This is a genomic window from Mesorhizobium wenxiniae (genome assembly GCF_002284535.1).
In the GTDB taxonomy this organism is placed as follows: domain Bacteria; phylum Pseudomonadota; class Alphaproteobacteria; order Rhizobiales; family Rhizobiaceae; genus Mesorhizobium; species Mesorhizobium wenxiniae.
Genome location: NZ_NPKH01000033.1, coordinates 22,380 through 45,344, shown reverse-complemented (window position 1 = coordinate 45,344; position 22,965 = coordinate 22,380). Strand labels below are relative to the sequence as shown.

Here is a 22,965-nt window from a genome sequence, read left to right as displayed (position 1 = left end):
CAGCAGAGAGGAATTGAGAGATGCAAGACGAAGCTACGCGCCGGAAGTGGCGTGAATACAAGCGCAAGTGGCGCGCCGAGAACCCGGAGCGGAACCGCGAGATGTACCGCGAGACCTATCAGCGCCACCGTGACACCATCAACGCGGACAAGCGGGAAATGCACAAGCTGTTCGCCGAGTGGCGGAAGACCGTGTATGCCGCGCAGGGCTCTGCCAGTGTCGGCTGAGAACGTCCACCAGATCACCCCGGCAATCCGCGTTGTCGAGACGGATCGTGAATGGATCGTCCAGACGGTCGAGATGAAGCGGACCCGGAGGCACGGCCTCCAGTCAACCGGCGTATGGGCCGACTGCGCCTACATCACCAGCCGGTCGATGCTGAACGGCGAACTGAAGCGCCTTGTCGGCAATGGTGCGATGAAGGCGGGCCTTGTCCGGCATGTCAGTCAAGACGTTCTGGACTGGCTGAACGGGCTGCCCGAGCGGCACCCGTCGCGTGATCTTCAGCGGTCCACGGTGCTGGACATGCTGGAGGCATCGACAGCGCACAGCGAGCATGGTGAGACCTTCCAAGATCATCTGCCGCTGATCGTGAAGCACGGGCCGCTACGGTGGCGCATCGACCGGAATGCCCGTTTTGACCCTTGACGAGATCAGGCGGCGGGACTGGGTCGCGACCTATCCGGCGCGGGAGGCAGCTCTTGCGTTGGTCTCATGGCTGAAGGCCGACGACTGGGAGAGCGTGTCTCAGCTTGACCGGAGGCTGGCGGGGATCGGCATCGGGTGGACCGATAGTTTCTCTTCGGCAGCCGAGCGTTGCTGTGAGGTCTACGGCTACCCGGATTTGGAGGCCGTGGCCTGTGCGCGGCGGTTCGCCGAAGTGACGATGCGGCCCAGTCTCTCGCCGCCACGTGTAGGGGTCGCCGGAGGCAGCGACGGTCTTTCCCAGCCATCTGCCCCAGCCGCCCCGAGCGAGCGTCCTGAAGGCTCGCAGCCGATGACCTATGGGTTCACGCCTCGACGCTGAACCGCAGCGATCAGCACCCCACGTCAACAGCAATCGAACAGGTCTCGGGGCAATGCCGCTCCGAGGCCAGCAATTCACATTCAAGGAACGAAACGAAATGACCGACTACATCGACAATCCGAACAAGTACCAGATCGACCAGACCGCTCTCGGGCAGGCCATGATGCGGGCTCAGGCCGCACAGGCCGAAGCTGACAGGGCCAAGCAAGACGCCTTGGTTGCCGAAGCGAAAGAGCGCAGCCAGCAGGAAGAGATTGCCCGTGCTGTCGAGCTTTCCGTCAGGAACAATGCCCAGCTTCAAGCCGAGCGCATGGGCATCACCACCAATCGCGTGATCACATCGCAGAGCGCCGGGGTTGTTCCGCCGATGGCAGAGGTCGAGAAGACCACGGTCAGGGTTCTCGGCGGCATTGAGGTCTCGTATCAGCAGGCCGACATGGCCGAGGTCGGGCAGATCACGCAGGCCGAGTTTAACAAGGCCGTGGTCGATGGCCTTGCGGCCCGTGGCTACGCCGCACCGAAGTCTTTCAGGTAACCACGGCGGACGTTGAGAAGCCTCTGGCCCCCGTCGAGGGGCTGGAGGTTCCGACCGTGGATGATGATGGCACGAAGGACGACGACAAGGATGAGACCGAGGACGAGAAGGCCGAAAGGCAATTCAACGAGATGGTGGCCATGGCTGACCGCTCTCTTAATCGGTTCAACTCTGGTCCTGCCGAGGTGAGGGACGCCACCATTGCGGAGTACATCGAGACTGGGGTGTTGAACCCCGAGACGGCCCAGGTTGACGAGATCGAGACGACGATGGTCGAGGCAGCCTTTGCGCTTCACGCTGAACGAGAGGTGTTCAAGCCGCTGGGGCTGACGTCAGCGCAATACAGCACGTACGTCGATGAGGCCGACATGCCAGCCCTGAGGCGCGCCCTTGTGGCGGGTGACTGGGGCACCCTGCATCGACATGCACAGGCCGTGGCGGCACACATAGCGCAGCACGGCGACAGCAACGCCGACCTGTACTAAACCAGACTTCCCGGGCGGGGCGCCTCTAAGCCCCAAGCTCAGACCCCGCCCGGGCCTTTCCTTCAAGCAACAATCAGTAGGCGCCAATGGCCGCGATGGGGTGGAAGGCGGGCCCTTGGCTGGCAACCTATCCGGCAAGTTGCAGAGCATAGTCGTCCAAGCTTGTGGACACGCAAGACTTGATGAAGTCGTCAATTTCCGCGGGCTCGTCGGTCACGACAATGTTGAACGGCATCCAGTCCACGCAAATAAGAAGGCGTTTCTGGTCTGCCCCAGCGAACAACAGCCCCGCAGCGACTACACAGGAACTCAACGCTATGAGAGGCACAGCGCCCGGTCGCGCTGCGTCTTGGTAAAGTGGGTTGATCCCTATCGTTGGAGCCGGATCCTCTGGTTTGAAAATGTACTCTGCGCGTCTCAGAACATGCGCGCGCCGCTCAATGAACGGCCAAGGGCGGAACTCGGACGGTGTAGGAATTGGAAAGTGTAAATTTGATCCTGCCTCCTCTATCCTGAGTGTGAATACCTCGAACTTGTGTTCGAGATCTTTTTGATCGACGCTGATTGCCCACGCTCCATCTTCGCTTTTCAGCCATGTTGGGTTGCCGAGCGGTGACACCGCAAAACTGGTTAGACCCTTGCTGAGCTCAGCAAGGTTGGATAGCGACACCTGAAGCTCGAAAGGTGGATATACGTTCATGCTCGCAAAGCCTGTTATTCTGGTGCTGCTGTCTTCCACTACATCTATCCATTGGACATCAAAGTCTGCAATAGGTCGAACTCGGTCGTTCAGATTGATTGGGTTTTGACCCATAGAGCATTTGGCCGATGCGAGACTTTCAGGGATTGGCACGGCGGGCCTGTCGGCAACGTCATGGACCGAAGGCGCCTTGATCCAGATTGGTCTAAGTTGTTGGTCTAAGTGATCGAGGCTATTTTTCGTAAATAGCTGATTTTATAGAATAAAAAATGCCATTTTGGCGAATGGCGGAGAGAGCGGGATTCGAACCCGCGTTACGGTTTCCCGTAAACACACTTTCCAGGCGTGCGCCTTCAACCACTCGGCCACCTCTCCGTCTTAGCATTTTCAACGCGGCCGGTTTCGCCGCGCGGGTTGGGGAGATGCGTCTCCCTTCGGGCATTCCGGTCCAGAACTCCGCACCGTGGGCGCCGTCAACCAGCGGACACCCTTTCCCCGCACCTGAGCCGTCAAAGCAACAGGCGCGGGGCTCATCTAGTCGATCCGGTGCCGAATGCCAAGACATAACGGCACTCTATTCGCTTTGTCGGACAGGGATGCTCTGTCCATGTCACCAGTGCTGCCTTGGCAGCCGATCGCCGCGATCGGCGGCGGTGACTTTGCCGACTGGCGCCTCAGTGGCGCAAAACCGGCGGCGTGGGTTCACTTCGCGTGTCGCGATTGCGGATAAAGCGAGCAGATCCTATTTATCAGGCCGATACAGACATTTCTGATAAGCTTCCGGGGAGGTAAGGTCTGGATGTTCCGCTTCGTCTTCCGTCTCGCGGCACTGGTCGCGCTTTCGGTTTCCGTCATCATGGCGGTGATCGACGCGACACGCTCGGTGGCGGCCTCCGCGCTGGTCATGACCCCGCTCAACACGAGCTGGCTGGCCGTCTCGCCGGATACGCGAAGCACCTTTGAAAGCTTCGTCCGCGACAAGCTTGGCCCGCTGCTATGGGACGGCGCCATCGCCTGGGTGCTCAACCAGCCCGGCTTCGCCGTGTTCGCGGTGCTTGCCTTCATTCTCTACATGATCGGCTACAGGCGGGAGCGGCCGAGCGGGCGGTTCGCCTAGACGTGATAGCTTTCCAGCGCCCCAAACAAAGAGAAAGGGAGACCGCACATGATTCTCAGCGACATGCTGAACAAGAAGCTCAATCTGCCGAAGCCTGCCGAGGCGCTGCCGGGCCGCGCCAAGCCTATCCCGACGGCATCCAAGCACTTCGTCTCGAAGCGGCCGCTCAAGGGGCCGTATCCCGAGGGGCTGGAGACGGCGATGTTCGGGCTGGGCTGCTTCTGGGGCGCCGAACGCCTGTTCTGGCAGATCGATGGTGTCTGGGTCACGGCCGTCGGCTATGCGGGTGGCGTTACCCCCAACCCGACCTACCAGGAAACTTGCACCGGCCTTACGGGCCATGCCGAAGTCGTGCTCGTCGTTTACGACCCGAAGATCGTGTCCTATGCACAGCTTCTGAAGCTGTTCTGGGAAAGCCACGACCCGACGCAGGGCATGCGCCAGGGCAACGATGTCGGCACCACCTACCGCTCGGCGATCTACACGTTTGGCGATGCGCAGCACCAGGCGGCGATCTCATCGCGTGACGCTTATGAGGCCTCGTTGCGCGGCGCCGGCCGCGGCAGGATCACCACCGAGATTGCTCCGGCACCGGAGTTCTATTTCGCCGAGGAAGACCACCAGCAATATCTGGCGAAGAATCCCTACGGCTATTGCAATCTGCAGGGCACCGGCGTCACCTGCGCCATCCCGGCTGCCGTCTCCGCTTGAGGCCTTTGGCGAGACGATGATCCGTGGCGCCGGGATACGGCGCCACGCTTTTCCAAAGGTCAAAATTCCGCGTGAATTTTGTTTCGGGCCGTGCCAGATTGGCCCGAAGCGGGAGGAAGACACTCCTGTCTGATGTCGCATGCCTGCCGGAGAACCGGGCAGGCAGGCGGTGCATAACGGAAAAAATAACCGACAGGGTGTGGATCACATGAAACGTATCGTTCTCGGCCTCCTGGCCGCAACTGCGATGGTTCTTCCGGCCTTCGCCGCGGACATTCAGCCAGCACTTCTCTATGATCTCGGCGGCAAGTTCGACAAGTCATTCAACGAAGCGTCCTACAATGGCGCCGAAAAGTTCAAGGCCGAAACCGGCATCGCCTATGTGGAATTCGAGGTCAGCAACGCGACCCAGCGCGAGCAGGCACTGCGCCGTTTCGCCGAGGACGGCCGCAATCCCATCGCCATGGCGGGCTTCTCCTGGGCAGATGCGCTGGAGAAGATCGCCGTCGAGTTTCCCGAGACCAAGTTCGCCATCATCGACATGGTCGTCGACAAGCCCAATGTCCGCTCCGTCGTCTATAAGGAGCAGGAAGGCTCCTATCTCGTCGGGGTGATGGCGGCGATGGCCTCGAAGACCAAAAAGGTCGGCTTCATCGGCGGCATGGACATTCCGCTGATCCGCAGATTCGGCTGCGGCTATGTCGGCGGCGCCAAAGCGGCCGGCGCGACCGATGTGATCCAGAACATGACCGGCGACACGCCGGCAGCCTGGAACGATCCGGCCAAAGGGGGCGAGATCGCCAAGACGCAGATCGACCAGGGCGCCGACGTGATCTACGCGGCGGCAGGCGGAACCGGTGTCGGCGTGCTGCAGGCGGCAGCCGACGCCGGCAAGCTCGGCATCGGCGTCGATTCCAACCAGAACGGCCTGCAGCCCGGCAAGGTGCTGACCTCCATGGTCAAGCGCGTCGACGTCGCCGTCTACAACACCTTCATGGACGCCAAGAACGACAAGTTCACCGGCGGCATCAACGATCTCGGCCTCAAGGAAGGCGGCGTCGACTACGCTATGGACGACAACAACAAGGCGCTTGTCGACGACGCGATGAAGGCGGCGGTCGAAAAGGCCAAGGCCGACATCATCGCCGGTACTATCAAGGTGCACGACTACATGTCGGACAATGCCTGCCCCTATTGATCGTGAGATTGCCGATCTGATCGAAACCGCCGGGTGAAAGCCCGGCGGTTTGCTTTTCTCAGTATGCTCACCAATGCGGCGGCTTGGTCACCGGCACGTCGGGTGCGGCCTGTTCCTCCAGCGCCAGGAAGCGGTTGGTCAGCGCATCGAGCTTGCGCTGCATGCGCTCGATCACCTTCCACTGCTCGGCGATCTGGCCGGACAGTTCGTCGATGATCTTCTCCTGCTCGGCGGCGCGGATTTCCAGCGTCGTCAGCCGGTCGGAGGGCATGGTCATCTGAAAAACCTCGGTTTCTTGCTGCGCAACTCTCAAGAGAAGCGAATTTCGGGATTCGCCACATTAGAGCGACATGCGTCCAATTGGACGCCGAAAATACGCTCTAAGCCTTACAATCTTCGCGTCGTGCTGCTGAAAATCCAACCCGATTTTCAGGCCGATGCGATAGCGTAGTGAAGGCCGCGACCACGTTCGAAATTGACAAGCGGGCGGTGATTTGTCGAGAGTGAACGCTGCTCCGGCCAATTGGCACAGACGGGGTGTCATGCTAGGCGTTTTGACCAAGCGATAAAAAAATAAGAGTGGGACAGGCTGCATGGCGCAAGCCGCAATCGAGTTGATCGGCATCAACAAGAGTTTTGGCGCCGTGCGCGCCAACCGCGACATCAATCTGGAGATCGTGCGCGGCACCATCCACGGCATTGTCGGTGAGAACGGCGCCGGCAAGTCGACGCTGATGTCGATCCTCTATGGCTTCTACCAGGCCGACAGCGGCGAGATCCGCGTCGGCGGCCAGCCGGCGTCGATCAAGACGCCAAACGACGCCATCGCGCTCGGCATCGGCATGGTGCATCAGCATTTCATGCTGGTCGACAATTTCACGGTGCTGGAAAACGTCATTCTCGGCGCCGAAAGCGATGCCCTGCTGAAGAGGAGCATCACCAAGGCGCGGTCGGAGCTGGAACGGCTCGAGCGCGAATACGGGCTGGAGGTCGATCCCGACGCGATCATCGAGGAGTTGCCGGTTGGCCTGCAGCAGCGTGTCGAAATCCTCAAGGCGCTGTATCGCGGCGCCGAGATCTTGATCCTCGACGAGCCGACGGGCGTGCTGACGCCCGCAGAAGCTGACCATCTGTTCCGCATCCTCAAGCAGTTGAAGGAGCAGGGTAAAACGATCGTGCTGATCACCCACAAGCTGCGCGAGATCATGGCGATCACCGACACGGTCTCGGTCATGCGCCAGGGCACGATGGTGGCGACACGGGAAACCAGGAAGACGACAGTCGAAGAGCTGGCCGAGCTGATGGTCGGGCGCCGCGTGCTGCTCAGAGTCGAGAAGGGCGAGGCGGAAGCCGGCGACGTCAAGCTCGCGGTCAAGAACCTGACAGTGAAGGATTCCCGCGGCGTCACCATGGTCGACGACATCTCCTTCGATGTGCGCGCCGGCGAGATCGTCGGCATCGCCGGCGTCGCCGGTAACGGGCAATCCGAAATGCTCGAGGCGATTTCCGGCATCAGGCGCGCCGTCTCGGGCTCCGTCATGCTTGACGGCAAGCCGATCGATCTCACCGGGGCCGCCGATCCCGGCGAGCTGCGCGACCGCGGTCTCGCCCATGTGCCGGAAGACCGTCATCATGTCGGGCTGGTGCTGGCCTTCGAGGAGAACGAGAATTCGATCCTCGGCTATCACGACGACGAACGATATCTGAAGGGGCCGTTCCTCGACATCGACGCGATCCGCAACGACGCCAGGGACAAGATTACCAAATACGACATCCGTCCGGCGGATTGCCGACTCAAGACCGCCAATTTCTCCGGCGGCAATCAGCAAAAGATCGTGCTTGCCCGGGAGATGGAGCAGGATCCGGGCGTGCTGATCGTCGGCCAGCCGACGCGCGGCGTCGATGTCGGCGCCATCGAATTCATCCATAAGCGGCTCATCGCCATGCGCGACCAGGGCAAGGCGGTGCTGGTGGTGTCGGTCGAGCTCGACGAGATCCGCTCGCTGTCCGACCGCATCCTGGTGATGTTTGCCGGCCGCATCGTCGGCGAGCGCGGACCGGAGGCGACCGAAGGCGAGCTCGGCCTGCTGATGGCCGGCGTCGAGCGCCAGGAGGCGGCGGAATGAGCGCGCCTTACGCCAAGCTGCCGGCCTGGGCCGATTACGGGCTGATCCCGGTAATCAATCTCGCCGTTGCCTTCGTCGTCGCAGGCTTCGTCGTGCTTCTGGTTGGCGAAAATCCGTTCCGCGCTGCCGCCGTCCTGGTCGAGGGCGCCTTCGGCCGCGGGCAAGGCATTGCGTTTACGCTTTTCTACGCCACCACCTTCATCTTCAGCGGGCTGTCGGTGGCGGTTGCGGCGCATTGCGGCCTGTTCAACATCGGTGGCGAGGGCCAGGGTTATATCGCCGGTCTCGGCATCGGCGTCGTCTGCCTGGCCTTCGACAGCGTGCTGCCCTGGTGGCTCACCTTCCCGCTGGCGATCATCGCCGCCGCGGCTATGGGGGCGCTGTGGGCGCTGATCCCGGCCTATCTGCAGGCCAAGCGCGGTTCGCACATCGTCATCACCACCATCATGTTCAATTTCATCGCTGCCAGCGTCATGGTCTACGCACTGGTCGGATTCTTGAAGCCGGCCAATTCGATGGCGCCGCAGACGCGTACCTTCCTAGAAGGCGCGCAACTGCCGAAGCTCAACTGGGTCATCGAATTGTTCGGCGCCAAGATCCGTTCGGCGCCGTTCAACATCAGCTTCCTGCTGGCGCTGGCCATGGCCTTTCTGGTCTGGGTGCTGATCTGGCGCACCAGACTCGGTTACGAGATGCGCACCTACGGCCACAGCTCGAAAGCGGCGCGCTATGCCGGCATTTCGGAGGCCCGCATCATCATCATCGCGATGATGATTTCGGGTGCGCTCGCCGGCATGATGGCGCTCAATCCGACGATGGGCGACCAGCACAATGTCGCGCTCGAATTCGTTTCCGGCGCCGGTTTCGTCGGCATCGCCGTGGCGCTGATGGGGCGCCTGCACCCGGTCGGCATCGTGCTGGCGGCAATCCTGTTTGGCATGCTCTACCAGGGTGGCGCCGAGCTCGCCTTCGAGATGCCGGCGATCAGCCGCGACATGATCGTCATCATTCAGGGCCTGGTCATCCTGTTCGCCGGCGCGCTCGAGCACATGTTCCGGCCCTATGTCCAGGCGCTGTTCGCCTCACTCAGCCCGAGATCTGTCGGCATGGAAGCGATCAAGGGGAAGGGTGCCTGAGATGGACATGTTCAACGCCATCATCCAGGTTCTGGACTCGACGATCCGCCTGTCGGTGCCCTTGCTGCTCGCATGCCTCGCCGGCCTCTATTCGGAGCGGGCCGGCATCTTCGACATCGGGCTCGAGGGCAAGATGCTGGTCGGCGCCTTCGCCGGTGCCGCCGCAGCCTCCGTCTTCCATTCCGCCTTTATCGGCCTCGGCATGGCCATCCTCATCTCGGTCGCTTTCGCGCTGGTCCACGGGTTTGCCTCAATCACCCATCGCGGCAACCAGATCGTCTCCGGCGTGGCGATCAATTTTATCGCCGCCGGATCAACGATCATGCTCGGCCAGGCCTGGTTCCAGCAAGGAGGACGTACGCCGGCGCTTGCGCCCGACGAGCGGTTCGGGGCGATCATCTGGCCCGGCGCGGACGCGCTTAGGGGGGTGCCGATCCTCGGCCCGATATATTCGGAACTCATCTCCGGCCATTCCGTGCTGGTCTATGTCGCGTTCCTCGCCGTGCCGTTCACCTGGTGGGTGCTGTTCCGTACCCGCTTTGGCTTGCGCATGCGCGCGGTCGGTGAGAACCCGGCCGCGGTCGACACCGCTGGCATCTCGGTCGCCTGGCTGCGCTACCGGGCGCTGATCTGCACCGGCGTGCTCACCGGCATTGCCGGCGCCTACCTGTCGATGGTGCAGAATGGCGGCTTCGTGAAGGATATGACCGCCGGCAAGGGTTACATCGCGCTTGCCGCGCTGATCTTCGCCAAATGGAAGCCGGTCAATGCCATGTTCGCCTGCCTGTTGTTCGGCTTCCTCGACGCGCTGTCGATCCGGCTGCAGGGCACGCCGCTGCCGCTGATCGGCAAAGTGCCGGTGCAGCTCATGCAGGCGCTGCCCTATATCCTCACCGTCATCCTGCTCGCCGGCTTCATAGGCAAGGCGATCCCGCCGCGGGCCGGCGGCGTGCCCTATGTCAAAGAACGCTGAGCATGGCCGCGAAAAGTGGAGCCGGTTTTCGGATCGGGCCATGCGAAAAAGGAAAATATGAGCATGACTTCGAAAAGTGGAACCCGTTTTTCGGACAAGATCATGCGAGGGAAAAACTAAATGTCGCATGATCTGTTCGAAGCGGCCAAGGCGGCCATGGCCAAGGCCTATGCGCCGTATTCGAAGTTTCCGGTCGGGGCGGCACTGCGCACCGAGGACGGCCGCGTCTTTACCGGCGCCAACATCGAGGTCGCGTCCTATCCGGAAGGCTGGTGCGCCGAAACCACCGCGCTCGGCCACTACATCATGGCCGGCGGCGGCAGGATAACGGAGGTCGCGGTGATCGCCGAGCGCACGGCGAAATGCTCACCCTGCGGCGGCTGCCGGCAGCGGCTGGCCGAATTTTGCCGGCCGGAAACCAAACTCTATCTCTGCGACAGTGGCGGCGTGGTCGAGACCGTGACCATGGGCGACATGCTGCCCTACGGCTTCCAGGGCGACATGTTGAAATGAAGAGCTGGTTGAAATGAAGAGCTGGTTGAAATGAAGAGCTGGTTGAAATGAAGGAGGCGCTTGATCGTCTCGTCGAAAGGCTGGACGGGCTGGCGCCCGCCACCGCGCTGGTGCTGGGTTCGGGCCTTGGCGGGCTTGTCGAAGAGGTCGAGGACGCTGTCCGCATTTCCTATGCCGAATTGCCGGGCTTTCCCAGAAGCGGCGTCACCGGCCATGCCGGCGAGGTGGTGGCGGGACATTTCGCCGGCACACCAGTGTTGATGCTGTCCGGCCGCGCTCACTACTACGAGCACGGCAACGCGGCTGCGATGCGGCCGGCGCTGGAGGTGCTCGCCGGCCTCGGCATTTCGAACCTGATCCTCACCAACGCCGCTGGCTCGGTCGATCCGGACATGGGGCCAGGCTCGGTGATGCTGATCACCGACCACATCAATTTCTCGGGCTCCAACCCGCTGATCGGCGAGCCAAGCGACCGCCGCTTCGTCGGCCTGACCGAAGCCTATGATGCCGGCCTTCGCGCGGCGATCGAGACGGCGGCGAAGGCTACCGCTACCGCCCTGCACAAGGGCGTCTATATGTGGTTTTCCGGGCCATGCTTCGAAACACCCGCCGAGATCCGCATGGCGCGCGTCATGGGCGCCAACGCCGTCGGCATGTCGACCGTGCCGGAGGTCATTCTCGCCCGCTTCCTCGGCTTGCGGGTCGCCGCCTGCTCGGTCATCACCAACCTTGCAGCAGGGATGACCGGGGCGGAGCTTTCGCACCAGGAGACCAAGGACATGGCGCCGGTTGGCGGCGCGCGTCTGGCGACGATCCTCCAGCGTGTGTTCCAGGATGGCTTGCCGGAGCGTAAGGTCCCGGCCTGATGCTTCCCCAGGAAATCATCCGCAGCAAGCGCGACGGCCACAAGCTGTCGACGCAGGAGATCGCCAGCTTCATCGAAGGCGTGACCGCAGGCGCCGTCTCGGACGGGCAGGTCGGGGCCTTCGCCATGGCGGTGTTCTTCAACGGCATGAGCCGCGACGAGGCGGTGGCGCTGACGCTGGCCATGCGCGACTCCGGCGACGTGCTCGATTGGTCGAACCTGCCGGGCCCAGTCACCGACAAACATTCGACAGGCGGCGTCGGCGACAATGTCTCGCTGGTGGTGGCGCCGATCGTCGCCGCCTGTGGCGCTTATGTGCCGATGATTTCCGGCCGTGGTCTCGGCCATACCGGCGGCACGCTGGACAAGATGGACGCCATCCCCGGCTATATCAGCCAGCCGGATGTGGCGGGCTTCCGCAAGGCGGTGCTCGAGGCCGGCTGCGCCATCATCGGCCAGACCGCCGATCTCGCGCCCGCCGACCGCCGGCTCTATGCGATCCGCGACGTGACGGGAACCGTCGAATCGGTGCCGCTGATTACCGCCTCGATCCTGTCGAAGAAGCTGGCCGCCGGCCTGCAGTCGCTGGTGCTCGACGTAAAGGTCGGCAACGGCGCCTTCATGGAAAAGTCGCGCGACGCAACAACACTGGCGAACAGCCTGGTAGAAGTCGCCAATGGCGCAGGACTGAAGACCTCAGCATTGGTCACCGGCATGAACGAGCCGCTGGCGTCGGCAGCCGGCAACGCGGTCGAGGTGCGCAACGCCGTCGATTTTCTAACCGGCCGCTTCCGCGACCGGCGCCTGGAGGATGTGACGCTGGCTCTGGCCGCAGACATGCTGCAGTCTGCCGGGCTGGTGTCGTCCAACCAGGACGGCATGCGGCGCGCCGCCGAGACGCTTGCCGGCGGCGGTGCCGCCGCCGTCTTCGCGCGCATGGTGGCGGCGCTCGGCGGCCCCGCAGATTTCGTCGAGAATCCGGAAAAATACCTGCCGAAGGCGGCGACTGAAGTTGCGGTCAAGGCGACCGAACACGGCTTCGTCACCGGCATCGCGACCCGCGACATCGGGCTCGCCGTCGTCGGGCTTGGCGGGGGGCGCATACGGCCGGACGACAGGATCGATCATGCGGTCGGCATCACCCGGCTGTTGCCGGTCGGCGCGGAGGTGCGCCCCGGTGAGGCGCTGGCGCTGGTCCATGCCCGCAATCCCGCGGATGCCGAAGCGGCCGCGGCCGCCGTGCTTTCGGCCTATGCGATCGGTGCTTCGAAGCCGCCCGCGGAAAAAACCGTCATCCGGCGGATCCTGCCGCGCGGGTGATCCGGTCAGCAAGGCTCTTCTTGTTGGACGATGATCGTTCCGAGAACCGGTTTCCACTTTTCCGGGATCTTGGTTCACTGGACGAGCAGCAGCGCGCCGTTCTCGACCTGGTACTTTTCAAGCCGCTGGAGAAAGCTCAGACCGATCAGGTTGGTGCGCAGCGCCTTGTCGTCGAGCACCACCGCCTGGACGCCGTCGACCGTGATCTTGCCGATCTGCAGCCGATCGATGGTCACCAGGGCAGCCCTGATCGCGCCGTTGGCGGTGTTTACCTCGTGTTTGAAGTCGGACACGTTCAGCGAGATGCCAATCCTGCGCGCCGTCGAACTGTTGATGGCGACGAGCGTCGCGCCGGTGTCGATCATGCCGTCGACCGTTCGACCGTTGAGCCTGAACGCCGACGTGAAATGCCCGCGCACGTCAGCGGCGACCACGACCTTGCGGCCGAGCGGCCGCGGCGTCGCCGGTCTATCCGGAACCGTGGCCAGATTCAGATCCGTTTGCGTTTCGACTGCCGGCCTGGTACCGACCGCCGATTTCAGCAGGCCATCGAGCATCTGCGGATTCGACTGATAGAGGATCGGGAACGACGCCGATGCTACGGCGAGCATGCCAAGGATGATAAGATTGCGCAGCATGGACCGGCCTTCGTGAAGGCCCATGCTTATCGCGGTATGGTGTTTGCCGCTTTAACAGATGCGGAAAGCGGCCGTTTGCGTAAACGATCGGTAAACGAGTGGCACGGTCATTTGGTCCCGTACATGCGGTCGCCGGCGTCGCCGAGGCCCGGCATGATATAGCCTTTCTCGTTGAGCTGGCGGTCGATGGAAGCGGTGAAGACCGGAACATCGGGATGCGCCTTGATGAAGCGCTCGAGGCCTTCGGGGGCAGCCAACAGGCAAAGGAAGCGGATGTTGGTGGCGCCGCGCCCTTTCAGCTTGTCGATCGCCGCGATTGCCGAATTGGCGGTCGCCAGCATCGGATCGACGACGATCACCAACCGGTCGGCGAGATCGCTCGGCGCCTTGAAGAAATACTCGACCGCTTCCAGCGTTTCGTGGTCACGGTAGAGACCAATATGGGCGACGCGCGCCGCCGGCACCAGGTCGAGCAGGCCTTCGAGCAAGCCGTTGCCGGCGCGCAGCACCGAGGCGAAGACCAGCTTCTTGCCTTCCAGCGTCGGCGCTTCCATCGTCTCGATCGGCGTTTCGATCGTCGTCGTCGTCAGCTCGAGATTGCGAGTGACCTCGTAGCCGAGAAGCAGCGAGATCTCGCGCAGCAGCCGCCGGAAGCCGGCCGTCGAGGTTTCCTTCTTGCGCATGATGGTCAGCTTGTGCTGGACAAGCGGGTGGTCGACGACGGTGACGCCCTGCATGGTGTTCTCCTGAAATCCCGGCTGCCTACGCGAACCCTAGCGACAATGCGCCGGCCAAGGAACCGCCTGCTGCCGCCGACCACAGCTTTTGCCGAAAAAAGAGAGTTAGCGGGCGGCGCTGTTGAGGCGGGTGAGAAGCGCTGTCCTGGTCTTCTTGTCGACGAAGGCGGCCTCGATGGCGGTTCTGGTGACGGCGGCGAGCGCCTTGTCGTTCATCGAAAAATGATCGGCGGCAATGTCGTATTCGCGCTTCAGCGACGTCCAGAAATAGGGCGGATCGTCGGAGTTTAGCGTCACCTTGCAGCCTGCCGCCTGCAGTGCCGGAAAAGGGTGATCGGCGAAACTGTCGAAGACCTTCAGCGCGACGTTGGAACTGGGACAGCATTCGAGTACGACGCCTTCGTCGGCGATGCGCCGGACAATGTCGGGGTTCTCGACGGCGCGCACGCCATGGCCGATGCGGGCGGGGCGGATGTGATCGAGTGCGGCCTCGACGCTCTCCCAGCCCATCAGTTCGCCGGCATGGACGGTGATGCCGAGGCCGGCCTCCCGCGCGATTTCGAAGGCCCTGACATAATCCTCCAGATCGCCCATCCGCTCGTCGCCGGCGACGCCGAAGCCGGTGACCAGCGGATGCCCGCAGCGGGCCGCGAAGCGCGCCGCCTGCTCGATCGATTCGACGCCGGCATTGCGCACCCCGGTGACGATCATGCGGCCCTCGATGCCGGTCTTGGCCTTGGCGCGCGCGATGCCTTCGCCGAGCGCGTCCGTATAGGCCTTGGGCGACAGGCCGGCCTTGCCGGCGTGGTCCGGCGAGGTGAAGATCTCGGAATAGATGGCGCCGTCGCGGGCGAGGCTGGTCAGGTAATGATCGGCCAGCCGGGCATAGTCCTCCTCGGTGCGGAACAGGTCGGAGGAGAAATCATAGGCAGCGAGGAATGAGGTGAAATCGTGCCAGACGAAAGAGCCATTCTGAATGTAGCGCGAGGTGTCCTTGCCGTATTTCTGCGCCTGGCGGATGACGAGTTCGGGCGCCGCTGCCCCTTCGATATGGCAGTGCAGTTCCGCTTTCAGAGGCATGCAATCATCCCGTCAGGTCTCCAGCTCGTCGACATAAGTACGATTTCACGACCGAGAAGCGCGGCCGAACACCGCGCCTTAAACAATAGCGTCGGCACCATCGATCGGCTATGGTCCCGCCGGTTTTATGGCGGATCAAAAATAATGTCGGTTGAGAGAACCACGGCCGTTGGCGGCATGGAAACGTCCTATGGTTTCAAGCGTGTAGGGGCAGGCGAGAAGCAGTCCCTGGTCAATGACGTTTTCCACAAGGTCGCGAACCGCTACGATCTGATGAACGACCTGATGTCGGCCGGGCTGCACAGGCTGTGGAAGGACGCCATGGTCACATGGCTCAATCCACCGAAACGACCGGGCTGGAGCGTTCTCGACGTTGCCGGCGGCACCGGCGACATCGCCTTCCGCATCGTCGAGGCGAGCGGCAGGAACGCCCATGCCACGGTTTTCGACATCAACGGCTCGATGCTCGCCGTCGGCCGCGACCGGGCCGAGAAAAAGGGCCTGACGGCAAACACCGATTTCGTCGAAGCCAATGCCGAGGAGCTGCCTTTCACTGAGGCCACATTCGACGCCTACACGATCGCTTTCGGCATTCGCAACGTGCCGCGCATCGATGTGGCGCTTGCGGAAGCCTATCGCGTGCTGAAGCCCGGCGGGCGCTTCCTCTGCCTCGAATTTTCCGAGGTCGACATGCCGCTGCTCGACAAGGCCTATGAGGCGTGGTCGTTCAACGCCATCCCCAGGATCGGCAAGGCGGTGACCGGCGACGGCGAGCCCTATTCCTACTTGGTCGAATCGATCCGCAAATTTCCCAATCAGCAGAATTTTGCGGCGATGATTTCCCGCGCCGGCTTCGACCGCGCTTCTTTTCGCAATTATTCCGGCGGCATAGCTGCGCTTCATTCGGGCTGGAAGCTTTGAGGCGAGCGCAGTCATGAGCAGTGTCGGCGCTGGTTTCAGGCTCGTGCGGGCCGGCTGGGTGCTGGTCCGCGAAGGCGTAGTCGCGGCGCTGCCGGGCGACGAGCTCTTCGGTCTGCCGAAACTCGGCTGGCGGATGGCGCGGCTGTTGACCCGCCGCCGCGCGCTTGCCTATGAGCGTGGCGACCGGCTGGCCAAGGCCGTCGTCCGGCTCGGCCCATCCTATGTCAAGCTCGGCCAGTTCCTGGCGACGCGCCCCGATGTCGTCGGCAACGACATAGCGCTCGATCTCGCCATGCTGCAGGACAAGATGCAGACCTTTCCGCAGGCCGAGGCCATAGCTGCGATAGAGGCTTCGCTCGGGCGCAAGGTCGGCGAGCTCTACGCCAGTTTCGGCGAGGCCGTCGCCGCCGCGTCGATCGCTCAGGTCCATATCGCCGAAACCCTGCAGGACGGCGTCGGTTCGCGAGTGGCGGTGAAGGTCATCCGGCCGGGCGTGCGACGCCGTTTCTTTCGCGATCTCGAAAGCTATTTCCTCGCCGCCCGTCTCCAGGAAAAATACATTCCGTCGTCGCGCCGGCTGCGTCCGGTCGAAGTGACCCAGACGCTGGCGCAGACCACCAAGATCGAAATGGATCTGCGGCTCGAGGCGGCAGCGCTTTCGGAACTCGGCGAGAACACCAAAGACGATCCCGGCTTTCGCGTCCCGTCCGTCGACTGGGAACGTACTGGCCGTGACGTGCTGACCATGGAATGGGTCGACGGCATCAAGATGAACGACATTGCCGGCCTCGCTGCCGCCGGCCATGACCTGAAGGCGATCGCCGTCAACCTGGTCCAGTCGTTCCTGCGCCACACACTGCGTGACGGTTTCTTCCACGCCGACATGCACCCGGGTAACCTGTTCGTCGAGCCCGATGGTACCATCGTCGCTGTCGATCTCGGCATTGCCGGCCGGCTCGGCAAGAAGGAGCGCCGGTTCCTCGCCGAAATTCTCTACGGCTTCATCACCCGTGACTATTTGCGCGTCGCCGAAGTGCATTTCGAGGCCGGCTACGTGCCCCGCCAGCATAATGTCGCGGCATTCGGCCAGGCGATCCGGGCGATCGGCGAGCCGATCCACGACCAGCCGGCTGAAACCATCTCGATGGCCAAGCTCTTGGCGCTTCTGTTCGAGGTGACCGATCTCTTCGACATGGCGACGCGCTCCGAGCTGGTGCTGCTGCAGAAGACCATGGTGGTGGTCGAAGGCGTCGCCCGCACCCTCGACCCGGCCTTCAACATGTGGAAGACGTCCGAGCCGGTGGTCGGCGGCTGGATATCGGGCAATCTCGGCCCGCGTGCTCTGCTGGCCGACGCACGTGACGGCGCCAGCGCGCTGCTGGCGCTGGCCCGCCAGGCGCCCGACCTCGCCGCCCGCACCGAGCGGCTGTCGCGCGAGATCGATTTGATGGCCGAACACGGGCTGCGTTTCGATGAAAGGACGGCGCGCGCCATCGGTAAGGCCGAGGCGCGCTACACCCGCTCCGGCCGGCTGGCGCTGTGGGTGATCGCGCTGGCAATGGTCATCATTGCGTGGAAGCTGCTCTGAATGCAAGCAATGACAGCAGTGCTGTCATTGCAGTCATGCTGCTTATTGCCTATGTTAAGGGCGAGGAGCGTGACCATGAGCACGATAACAATCCGCAATCTTGACGAAAGCGTAAAGCAGGTGCTTCGCGAGCGCGCTGCCGCGCGTGGCGTTTCGATGGAGCAGGAAGCGCGGGATGCCTTGCGTGAGGTGGCGATCCCAAAAACCAAGCTTGAGAATGGGGCGTGGCGGCTGAAGGCGTCACGTGAAGAAATTTTGGCGCTCGGACGGAAGTTGGAACGTCCTTTTGACCTCAAGGCGCTCACTGATCATATGTGGGACGAGGGACTTCTGTGACAGTCGCAGTCGATACGTCGGCATTGATCGCAATCATTGGCGCAGAGCCGGATGCGGCTGCGTTCGTCGATGTTTTCGGAACCTCACCTGCTGCACTGATAAGCACTGCGACGCTGCTGGAGGCGCATTGTGTAGCGAGCCGATCAAGCGGTAGCGTCAACGCTAGCGAGTTCCAAATGCTTATCGACCGTCTTGAGTTGACGGTAGTTCCTTTTGATTTGGCGCAGCTTGAAGTCGCACGGCTTGCCTACTCTCGTTATGGTCGTGGATCTCGCCATCGTGCTGATCTCAACATGGGCGACTGCTTCGCCTACGCCTTGGCCAAGACGCGAAACCTCCCGCTGCTTTTCAAGGGCAATGATTTCATCCATACCGATATCGAACCGGCTCTGAGGCCGGCATGACATTGGACAAAGAGCTGGCCTCGGGCATGACCCTCTCCGGCAAGCGCATCCTGCTCATCATCGGCGGTGGCATCGCCGCCTACAAGGCGCTCGACCTAATCCGGCGGCTGCGTGAGCGGGGCGCCGCCGTGCGGGTGGTGATGACCGCTGCAGCGCAGGAATTCGTCACCACACTGTCGGCCGGGGCCCTCTCTGCCGACCACGTCTTCACCGATTTGTTCGACCGCAATGACGAACACGATGTCGGCCACATCCGCCTGTCGCGCGAGGCCGACCTTGTGGTTGTGGCGCCGGCCACCGCCGACCTGATGGCGAAGCTTGCCAACGGCCACGCCAACGATCTTGCCTCCATCGTGCTCATTGCGACCGACAAGCCGGTGCTGATGGCGCCCGCCATGAACCCGAAAATGTGGTCGCATCCGGCGACCCGGCGCAACCGAGCGACGTTGCAGAAGGACGCCGTCGCATTCGTCGGCCCGGCGAAGGGCGAGATGGCCGAGAGCAACGAGGCGGGCGAAGGCCGCATGGCCGAGCCGCTGGAGATCGTCGCCGCGATCGAGGCGCTGCTCGATATCAGTCCGAAGCCGCTCGCAGGCAGAAAGATCATCGTCACCTCAGGTCCGACGCATGAGCCGATCGACCCGGTGCGCTACATCGCCAATCGCTCGTCCGGCAAGCAGGGCCATGCCATCGCGGCGGCGCTGGCTAGGCTGGGCGCCGATGTGCACCTCGTCTCCGGTCCGGTCGGTATTGCCGATCCGGCTGACGTCACCACGCTGCATGTCGAAACCGCGAACGAGATGAGGGAAGCGGTCGAACAGCTGCTGCCGGCCGACGCGGCGGTGTTCGTCGCGGCGGTCGCCGACTGGCGCAGCGAGACTTCGGCCGGCGAGAAGATCAAGAAGGTGGCGGGCGAGGGGCCGCCGGCGCTGCAGATGATCGAAAACCCTGATATTCTTGCCGGTGTCGGTCATCACAGGAAGCGGCCCAGCCTGGTCGTCGGCTTTGCCGCCGAGACGCAGGATCTGGTCAGGAACGCCGAGGCCAAGCTCAGGAAGAAGAGCGCCGATTTCATCGTCGCCAACGACGTGTCCCCCGAAAGCGGGGTGATGGGCGGCGATCGCAACCGAGTGCGGATTGTCTCGAAGGCCGGTGTCGAGGAATGGCCTGAGATGAGCAAGGACGAGGTGGCGACGCGGCTCGCCGCCTTGATGGCCGAACGGCTTAAGACGATTACTGTCTAGCTCGTCGCTTCCTGTGGCCGGGCTGCCGGTCCCGAGATCCTGAGGGCGGCGAGGCATCCCAGAATGCCGAGTGGCACGAAGGCGAGAAACAGCCAGGTGGCGACATTTGCCGCCGCCTCACGGTTCAGGCCTTCGGAAAAACCGCTGGCATTGGCGACGATGCCGGTCAGTGCGGCACCCACCGCATAGCCAATGCGCTGCATCGTCGGCACGGCGGCGGAGGCGATCGTCTGCTCACCATCCCTAGCCGATGCCACGATCACGCGTGTGACGAAGGGCCAGGCAATGCCGAAGCCGCCGCCCTGCAGCAAGGCGCAAAACAGGATCAGCGGAATCGAACCCGCCGGCACGGCGTAGGCGAAACCGACGATGCCGGCCGCGATCATCAGTGCGCCGCCGGTGATGATCAGCCTCTCGCGTTCCGGCGGCGCATTGGCGACGAGGATCGACAGGATCGACCAGGCGATCGATTCGGCGGCGATGATATAGCCGGCGGTCAGGATCGGAATGCCGTGCAGGCTGGTCAGAAGCAGCGGCCCGTAGACGGCGAAGGAACAGGTCGCCACCGAAAAGGCGGCGACCATGGTCATGCCTGCGCCGACCGGCGTGCGCCATGAGAATAGCCGCGACGGGAACAGCCGCGAGCCCGGCTTCAGCGCGTCGATGCGGATGAACAGCGCAAGCCCGATCAGTCCGAGGACCAGCAGTAGGGAGGAACGCAGCAGGGCAATGTCGACCCCAGCCGTGGCAATCAGCACGACGCTGACGGCCAAGCAGCCGAGCGCGGCAAAGGGGAAGGGCGGCGCCGTTCCAGTGATCGCCTGTGGCCTGGTTGCCTCAGGCGTGTCGAGCACGATAAAGCTCGCCAGCGCCATGGCCGTGCCGCCGACCGTGAAGACGCCGAAAGCCCAACGCCAGGAGAGCAACTCGGTCATCAACGCACCGAGCACCGGTCCGCTGAAGGCGGCGACGCCCCAGATCGCCGACATGACGCCGAAAAGCTGCGGCCAGATGGCACGTGGAAACAGCCGCTCGACCGAGACGAAGGCCAGCGACACCAGCGCGCCGCCGCCAAAACCCTCGATCGAGCGCCCCGCCAGGAACAGCGGCATGGAGGGCGCGATGGCGCAGACCAGGGCGCCGGCGGCATAGAGCAGGGCGGCGACTATCATGTTGGTGCGCAGCGCGACATAGCTCACCAGCCGTCCGGCGGCAGCGCCTGCGACGATGGCGCCGAGCTCGTAGATCGCCAGCGACCAGCCGACAAGCTGGACGCCGGCGAGTTCGCCGACCATGGCTGGCATCACCGTTGCCACCATGGTTTCGTTGGTGGCGTGCAGCAGGATGCCGAGGCTGATGAAGCAGAAGCGCGCCAGATCGCCGTTCGCCCACAGCGCGCGCCAGTCGACCCTGTTTGTGCTGGTTTCCGTCACCCCGCCCTCTTAAACTTTCTTATACGCCGATTAAAAATGGTGGAGCGCTCTTCGATTCCAACAAGCACGCGGCGCTTCGGGGGCGGGTTGTAAAACCTCAACCGCAGTTGAGTTCAAGCGGTTTTTGCGGGTGCGCCGAGATGCTGGCGGGAAGTCAGGGTGATCGAAGATTGGCGATCATGGCGTCAGCGATGATCATCCTTGGCATGGCGGTTTTCCAAAAATCATGCGGCGCGGAACAGTCCAATCCTGTTCCGCGCCGCAGAGCCTCGCTATGGCACGCTTATTTGAACGAGTGGATCAGCTCCAGTGATGTGACGGCGACTGCCAGGTTGACACCGGTCTGCGCCTGTACGTTCAGAGGCTGCAGCGAGAACGCGCTGTTCAGTCCGCCGACCAGAAGGTTGGCGCCGCCGCCAGTCACCAGGCTGGCCTCGGCGTTGACGCCATAATAGCTGCCGGCAAGATCGCCGGAATTACGGTCGCGGGTGGCCGCCAGAACCGCCCATATCAATTCGCCCTGGTGCGTCCTGCCGACGTCGACGCCGAGCTTGGAAATGACGCCGGTATAGGCTTCGGGGGGACCGCCATGATGAGGGCGAAAGGTGCAGGCCACGCCTTTGTTGGATGTGACAATGTAGCCGGTGCCGCCGTCGATCGTGCAGTCGAGCACGCCGAGCTCCAGCCTGCCCGCGCTGGCAGGGGCAGCGAGCACCGTCGCGGCGAGGGCGGCGGCACAGGCGAGTTTCTTGATCATGGGAGGGGTCCTTTTCGCGAATTGCCTTGAACAACGGCTGAACATCCCGAGCGTTCCGCCGAAAACTTGGCGCGATCAAGGCGAGGGTCAATGCACAGTCATTGAAGGTTTCGAGGCCATGCCAAACGGCAGGCCGGCCATATCAGGCCCAACGCTGCCGTCGGTCAGCCGGTGCTGGTGCGCGCCAGGCCGTCCTTGGCCGGCTGGTAGGTGGGGTTGAGGCGCACTGCCTCGCGGTAGGATTTTGCCGCCTTGGCCTTGTCGCCGCGCCGCTCGTAGATCAGCGCCTGGTTGGACCAGGCCTCGGCATTCTTGCCGTCGAGCTTGATCGCCATGTTGATGTCGGCGAAGGCATTGTCCTCGTCGTTCATGGCGAGGTAGGAGAGACCGCGGCCATTGTAGGGTTCGGCGGCGTCCGGCGCCAGCGAGATGGCGGTCGAGAAATCCTCGATGGCAAAAGCGTGCTGGCCCTGGCTCTGGTAGATCAGGCCGCGATTGTGGTAGGCGCGGGCGTCTGTCGTGTCGAGTTGGATCGCCTTCTGGAAATCGTTGAACGCTTCCTGGATGCGGCCGGCTTTGCGGTAGAGGTTGCCGCGGCCGATATAGGCGGCGTCATAGTCGGGATTGATCTGGATCGAGCGGTTGTAGTCGGCAAGCGCGGCCGCCTGGTCGCCGAGAAAGCGCTGGATGAGAGCGCGGTTCGAATAGGCCTGGTAGAAATTCGGATTGAGCTGGATGGCGGTGTCGAAGTCTTTGAGCGCCGCCTGATACTGGCCGCCGCGGCCATAGGCGGAGCCGCGCACATTGTAGCCTTCGGGATCCTGGGGACTGCGCTGGATAACCGCCGACAGCGAGGAGATGTTCTCGGCCGACCCTTGTGCCTTGTCGATGTTGGTGAATTCGCCGGTCGGGGCTGTCTGGCAGCCGGCGAGCGCCAAGCCGGAAAGCAGGGCTGCCGTCAGGGCGAAGCCGCGCATTGCGGTTCTGCGCTCCACGCTTGTTGCGTTCATATCTGCTGTGTCCTCACTGCCCGCCGCGCCGTCAGGTCTGTTCCGTCTCCGAACCGGCCCTCTCCGAACTGGTCGAATTCAACAAAAAGGTGGCGGCGATTACGCATCGCG

General features: G+C 63.0%; 26 protein-coding genes and 1 tRNA gene. 18 read left to right on the top strand and 9 right to left on the bottom strand.

Features of this window, described 5'->3' with window-relative positions:
• Positions 1–20: 20 nt before the first annotated feature.
• The 4 genes from CIT31_RS25420 (at position 21) to CIT31_RS25400 (ending at position 2,047) form a co-directional block, all read left to right on the top strand.
• Positions 21–227 (top strand): hypothetical protein, encoded by a 207-nt coding sequence (locus CIT31_RS25420; protein ID WP_095520866.1) that lies wholly within the window; start codon positions 21–23, stop codon positions 225–227.
• Complete coding sequence (locus CIT31_RS25415; RefSeq protein WP_165778553.1) at positions 196–648, top strand: hypothetical protein; 453 nt, start codon at positions 196–198, stop codon at positions 646–648. Before CIT31_RS25420 ends, CIT31_RS25415 begins: the two co-directional genes overlap by 32 nt.
• A 476-nt stretch (positions 649–1,124) precedes the next feature.
• Positions 1,125–1,562 carry a hypothetical protein gene (locus CIT31_RS25405; protein ID WP_133116208.1) on the top strand — a complete coding sequence of 146 codons (438 nt, stop codon included), beginning with the start codon at positions 1,125–1,127 and terminating at the stop codon, positions 1,560–1,562.
• A 56-nt stretch (positions 1,563–1,618) separates the two neighbouring features.
• Positions 1,619–2,047, top strand: coding sequence for a hypothetical protein (locus CIT31_RS25400; protein ID WP_095520862.1), 429 nt, complete (start codon positions 1,619–1,621; stop codon positions 2,045–2,047).
• 127 nt (positions 2,048–2,174) lie between these two features.
• Here CIT31_RS25400 and CIT31_RS25395 read toward each other — a convergent pair whose 3' ends face one another.
• Positions 2,175–2,786 carry a hypothetical protein gene (locus CIT31_RS25395; protein WP_133116207.1) on the bottom strand — a complete coding sequence of 204 codons (612 nt, stop codon included), beginning with the start codon at positions 2,784–2,786 and terminating at the stop codon, positions 2,175–2,177.
• 246 nt (positions 2,787–3,032) lie between these two features.
• A tRNA-Ser gene (locus tag CIT31_RS25390) sits at positions 3,033–3,122 on the bottom strand.
• Positions 3,123–3,546: 424 nt separating this feature from the next.
• Here CIT31_RS25390 and CIT31_RS25385 point away from each other — a divergent pair.
• The 3 genes from CIT31_RS25385 (at position 3,547) to CIT31_RS25375 (ending at position 5,773) form a co-directional block, all read left to right on the top strand.
• Entirely contained in the window at positions 3,547–3,864 is a 318-nt protein-coding gene (locus CIT31_RS25385) for a hypothetical protein (RefSeq protein ID WP_095520860.1), read from the top strand.
• 48 nt (positions 3,865–3,912) lie between these two features.
• Positions 3,913–4,575 (top strand): peptide-methionine (S)-S-oxide reductase MsrA, encoded by a 663-nt coding sequence (msrA, locus tag CIT31_RS25380; RefSeq protein WP_095520859.1) that lies wholly within the window; start codon positions 3,913–3,915, stop codon positions 4,573–4,575.
• Between the two features lie 208 nt (positions 4,576–4,783).
• Positions 4,784–5,773, top strand: coding sequence for a BMP family lipoprotein (locus CIT31_RS25375; RefSeq protein WP_029348105.1), 990 nt, complete (start codon positions 4,784–4,786; stop codon positions 5,771–5,773).
• 67 nt (positions 5,774–5,840) lie between these two features.
• Here CIT31_RS25375 and CIT31_RS25370 read toward each other — a convergent pair whose 3' ends face one another.
• The gene (locus tag CIT31_RS25370) at positions 5,841–6,050 is read right to left on the bottom strand and encodes a SlyX family protein (RefSeq protein ID WP_095520858.1); all 210 of its coding nucleotides are present in this window, start codon (positions 6,048–6,050) and stop codon (positions 5,841–5,843) included.
• Between the two features lie 316 nt (positions 6,051–6,366).
• Here CIT31_RS25370 and CIT31_RS25365 point away from each other — a divergent pair, with 316 nt between their 5' ends.
• From CIT31_RS25365 to deoA, 6 genes are all read left to right on the top strand, one after another.
• Positions 6,367–7,899, top strand: a complete 1,533-nt coding sequence (locus CIT31_RS25365; RefSeq protein WP_095520857.1) for an ABC transporter ATP-binding protein — start codon at positions 6,367–6,369, stop codon at positions 7,897–7,899.
• Positions 7,896–9,035: an ABC transporter permease gene (locus tag CIT31_RS25360; RefSeq protein WP_095520856.1), complete on the top strand. Its 1,140-nt coding sequence runs from the start codon at positions 7,896–7,898 to the stop codon at positions 9,033–9,035. The genes CIT31_RS25365 and CIT31_RS25360 overlap by 4 nt, the downstream gene beginning before the upstream one ends.
• A gap of 1 nt (position 9,036) precedes the next feature.
• Positions 9,037–10,008, top strand: a complete 972-nt coding sequence (locus CIT31_RS25355) for an ABC transporter permease (RefSeq protein ID WP_095520855.1) — start codon at positions 9,037–9,039, stop codon at positions 10,006–10,008.
• Positions 10,009–10,128: 120 nt separating this feature from the next.
• Positions 10,129–10,521 carry a cytidine deaminase gene (gene cdd / locus CIT31_RS25350; RefSeq protein WP_095520854.1) on the top strand — a complete coding sequence of 131 codons (393 nt, stop codon included), beginning with the start codon at positions 10,129–10,131 and terminating at the stop codon, positions 10,519–10,521.
• A gap of 47 nt (positions 10,522–10,568) precedes the next feature.
• Complete coding sequence (locus tag CIT31_RS25345; protein WP_095520853.1) at positions 10,569–11,387, top strand: purine-nucleoside phosphorylase; 819 nt, start codon at positions 10,569–10,571, stop codon at positions 11,385–11,387.
• On the top strand, positions 11,387–12,706 hold the full coding sequence (gene deoA, locus CIT31_RS25340; protein WP_095520852.1) for a thymidine phosphorylase: 1,320 nt from the start codon (positions 11,387–11,389) through the stop codon (positions 12,704–12,706). Before CIT31_RS25345 ends, deoA begins: the two co-directional genes overlap by 1 nt.
• 74 nt (positions 12,707–12,780) lie before the next feature.
• Here deoA and CIT31_RS25335 read toward each other — a convergent pair whose 3' ends face one another.
• The 3 genes from CIT31_RS25335 to CIT31_RS25325 form a co-directional block, all read right to left on the bottom strand.
• Complete coding sequence (locus CIT31_RS25335; RefSeq protein WP_095520994.1) at positions 12,781–13,344, bottom strand: TIGR02281 family clan AA aspartic protease; 564 nt, start codon at positions 13,342–13,344, stop codon at positions 12,781–12,783.
• A gap of 107 nt (positions 13,345–13,451) precedes the next feature.
• On the bottom strand, positions 13,452–14,081 hold the full coding sequence (gene upp, locus CIT31_RS25330) for a uracil phosphoribosyltransferase (RefSeq protein ID WP_029348092.1): 630 nt from the start codon (positions 14,079–14,081) through the stop codon (positions 13,452–13,454).
• Positions 14,082–14,186: 105 nt separating this feature from the next.
• Positions 14,187–15,161: an adenosine deaminase gene (locus tag CIT31_RS25325; RefSeq protein WP_095520851.1), complete on the bottom strand. Its 975-nt coding sequence runs from the start codon at positions 15,159–15,161 to the stop codon at positions 14,187–14,189.
• A gap of 144 nt (positions 15,162–15,305) precedes the next feature.
• On the opposite strand from CIT31_RS25325, the gene ubiE reads away from it, so the two are divergent.
• The 5 genes from ubiE (at position 15,306) to coaBC (ending at position 19,654) form a co-directional block, all read left to right on the top strand.
• Complete coding sequence (gene ubiE / locus CIT31_RS25320) at positions 15,306–16,082, top strand: bifunctional demethylmenaquinone methyltransferase/2-methoxy-6-polyprenyl-1,4-benzoquinol methylase UbiE (protein ID WP_095520850.1); 777 nt, start codon at positions 15,306–15,308, stop codon at positions 16,080–16,082.
• Between the two features lie 13 nt (positions 16,083–16,095).
• Positions 16,096–17,670 carry a 2-polyprenylphenol 6-hydroxylase gene (ubiB, locus tag CIT31_RS25315; protein WP_029348088.1) on the top strand — a complete coding sequence of 525 codons (1,575 nt, stop codon included), beginning with the start codon at positions 16,096–16,098 and terminating at the stop codon, positions 17,668–17,670.
• Positions 17,671–17,745: 75 nt separating this feature from the next.
• On the top strand, positions 17,746–18,006 hold the full coding sequence (locus tag CIT31_RS25310) for a FitA-like ribbon-helix-helix domain-containing protein (protein WP_029348087.1): 261 nt from the start codon (positions 17,746–17,748) through the stop codon (positions 18,004–18,006).
• Complete coding sequence (locus CIT31_RS25305) at positions 18,003–18,410, top strand: type II toxin-antitoxin system VapC family toxin (protein WP_065011426.1); 408 nt, start codon at positions 18,003–18,005, stop codon at positions 18,408–18,410. The genes CIT31_RS25310 and CIT31_RS25305 overlap by 4 nt, the downstream gene beginning before the upstream one ends.
• Positions 18,407–19,654, top strand: a complete 1,248-nt coding sequence (gene coaBC, locus CIT31_RS25300) for a bifunctional phosphopantothenoylcysteine decarboxylase/phosphopantothenate--cysteine ligase CoaBC (RefSeq protein ID WP_425350652.1) — start codon at positions 18,407–18,409, stop codon at positions 19,652–19,654. Before CIT31_RS25305 ends, coaBC begins: the two co-directional genes overlap by 4 nt.
• On the opposite strand, the gene CIT31_RS25295 is transcribed toward coaBC, so the two are convergent.
• From CIT31_RS25295 to CIT31_RS25285, 3 genes are all read right to left on the bottom strand, one after another.
• Positions 19,651–21,087, bottom strand: coding sequence for an MFS transporter (locus tag CIT31_RS25295; protein WP_095520849.1), 1,437 nt, complete (start codon positions 21,085–21,087; stop codon positions 19,651–19,653). The two genes, coaBC and CIT31_RS25295, sit on opposite strands and share 4 nt — an antisense overlap.
• 283 nt (positions 21,088–21,370) lie before the next feature.
• The gene (locus tag CIT31_RS25290; protein WP_029348080.1) at positions 21,371–21,844 is read right to left on the bottom strand and encodes a DUF992 domain-containing protein; all 474 of its coding nucleotides are present in this window, start codon (positions 21,842–21,844) and stop codon (positions 21,371–21,373) included.
• A gap of 164 nt (positions 21,845–22,008) precedes the next feature.
• The gene (locus tag CIT31_RS25285; RefSeq protein ID WP_095520848.1) at positions 22,009–22,854 is read right to left on the bottom strand and encodes a tetratricopeptide repeat protein; all 846 of its coding nucleotides are present in this window, start codon (positions 22,852–22,854) and stop codon (positions 22,009–22,011) included.
• Positions 22,855–22,965: the final 111 nt, after the last annotated feature.